Genomic DNA, 2,290 nt, shown 5'->3' with positions numbered 1-2,290 from the left:
GGCACATGAGCCTTCTTCCATTCACCTGCGGCATACTTATTGGTTTCCGACAGTGTTGGATAAATATGAATGGTGCCGAGAATCTTGTTCAGGCCGAGGCCATGCTTCATCGCAGAGATATACTCGGTGATCAGTTCACCGGCGTGATAACCGACAATGGTACAACCCAGGATCTTATCCTTTCCCGGTACGGTGAGAACTTTGATAAACCCCCTGGCTTCACCATCGGCCAATGCACGGTCAAGATCGTCTATGCCAAAATGGGTGACTTCGTATGCTATTCCCTGTTCCTTGGCTTCCATTTCATTCAGGCCAACCCGTGCAACTTCCGGGTCAATAAAAGTGGCCCAGGGCATAATTGAGTAGTCCACTTTGAACTTCTTGAAGTAGCCGAATAAAGCGTTCACTGCCGCATACCAGGCTTGGTGAGCTGCTGCATGGGTGAACTGGTAAGGCCCGGCCACATCACCGCAGGCATACACATTTGGGTATTTGGTCTGCAGGTATTCGTTAACAGTCACTGTACCGTTAGGGTTGGTTTCCAACCCCAGATTCTCCATGCCCAGGGTTGCTGTGTTAGCTTTACGGCCAAGGGCCAGAAGCGCTACATCAAACTCGATGGTTTTGGTTTCCCCTTCGTGTCTGGCTTCCAGCCATTGTTTGTTGCCTTCCCTGTGGAATGCAATAGCCTCATAGCCAACCCGCAGGTCAATACCATCTTTGCGAAACTGCTCCATTACAGCTTCTGCTACGTCAATATCCTCACGGGGTAGAATGCGGTTGGAGCGGTCTACCTGAATGACCTGCACGCCTAGACGCTGGAAAGCCTGTCCCAGTTCAGAACCGATGGGGCCACCGCCTAGAACCAACATACGCTGGGGCTTGTCACGAATCTCCCAGATAGTGTCTGAGGTGTAATAGGTTATGCCGTCTAAACCCGGGATAGGTGGTACAAACGGACGGCCACCGCTGGCAATAATTATATTTTTTGCACGAATGATTTGATCACCGGTTTTCACCACCCAAGGTGAAACAAGTGTGGCTGTACCCTGTACGCAATCCACACCCAAACCAGTGTAACGCTCCACTGAGTCATGGGGCTCAACCTGTTTGATAACAGATTGCACTCGCTCCATAACTGCTTTGAAATCCACTTGTGCCTGAGCATTTTTAATACCGAATTCATCAGCCCTGTGAACATAATGGTTGATACGTGAAGAGCGAATAAGTGCCTTGCTTGGTATACAGCCTGTGTTCAGGCAGTCCCCACCCATTTGATGCTTTTCAATCAGGGAAACCCTGGCCTTCACAGCAGCGGCGATATAGGCACTCACCAGACCACCGGAACCTGCACCAATGACGGCGAGGTTGGTGTCAAAGGAATCTGGTTTTTTAAAGTTCCTATAAACTTTGCGAGCCTGCACTACATTCATTATGGAGCGGGCAATCCAGGGGAAAGCAGCCAAAAGTACGAAGGAGATGATCAGGCCGGGAGTCGCAATGCCTTTTACGGAAAACTCTTCCACCTGGCCCAGCTGTGCACCCGCATTTACATATACAGCTGTGCCTGCCAGCATGCCAGCCTGGCTGACCCAGTAAAACGTCCATGTCCGAATTTTGGTTAAGCCCATCACAAGGTTGATCACCATAAATGGTACAACCGGAATAAGGCGAAGGCTGAACAGGTAGAGAGCACCGTCTTTCTCAATTCCGGAATTGACACTTTTCAGGTAGTTGCCAAATTTGCTCTGCACCCAACCCTGCAAAAGGGTACGGGATACGAGCATGGACAGTGTCGCGCCGATAGTGCTGGCAAAGGAGATAATCAGCAGGCCTTTAGCAAGGCCAAACAGAGCCCCGCCTAAAATTGTCATCACTGCGGCTACGGGTAGTGAAAGTGCTGTAACCAGCACATAAGCTCCAAAGAAAATACCTGCGCTAAGCAGAGGGTTTTGAGCTTTTGACTCATTAAAAAACTCAAACGTTAAATACTGGCCGAGGCCCAGCCCGTAAAAGGACCAGATTGCAACAATAATAGTGATAAGCAGCAGGAGTTTCGTAGTGCGCATGAGCCTGTATCCATGTTCTTGTATTGGCTGATACGGTCAACGTTAGCCAGCGGATTCAAAATAAGTACTCGGACCATTGCTCTGTTACGGGAAGCGCAGGTCGTTTTTTATCCTAAATGTTGAACTGCTCTTTTGCATACAGATCTGCACGGCGGAAATGCAAAATATAAGGGGAGTAATAATATCTTTGCATAAAACTGTTTAACAACTCTACTGGGTGG

Annotated in this window: 1 protein-coding gene; it reads right to left on the bottom strand. The window is 49.0% G+C overall.

The features are described from left to right. Positions 1 to 2,069 (bottom strand): dihydrolipoyl dehydrogenase family protein (locus E1189_RS02330; protein WP_230460045.1); only part of this gene is annotated, 2,069 nt, incomplete at its 3' end. Between the last annotated feature and the right edge of the window lie 221 nt (positions 2,070 to 2,290).

Source organism: Parendozoicomonas verongulae (genome assembly GCF_009711465.1).
Lineage (GTDB): Bacteria > Pseudomonadota > Gammaproteobacteria > Pseudomonadales > Endozoicomonadaceae > Sansalvadorimonas > Sansalvadorimonas verongulae.
Note: the sequence above shows the minus strand (reverse complement) of the source record. Positions and strands in the feature narration are given on the sequence as shown.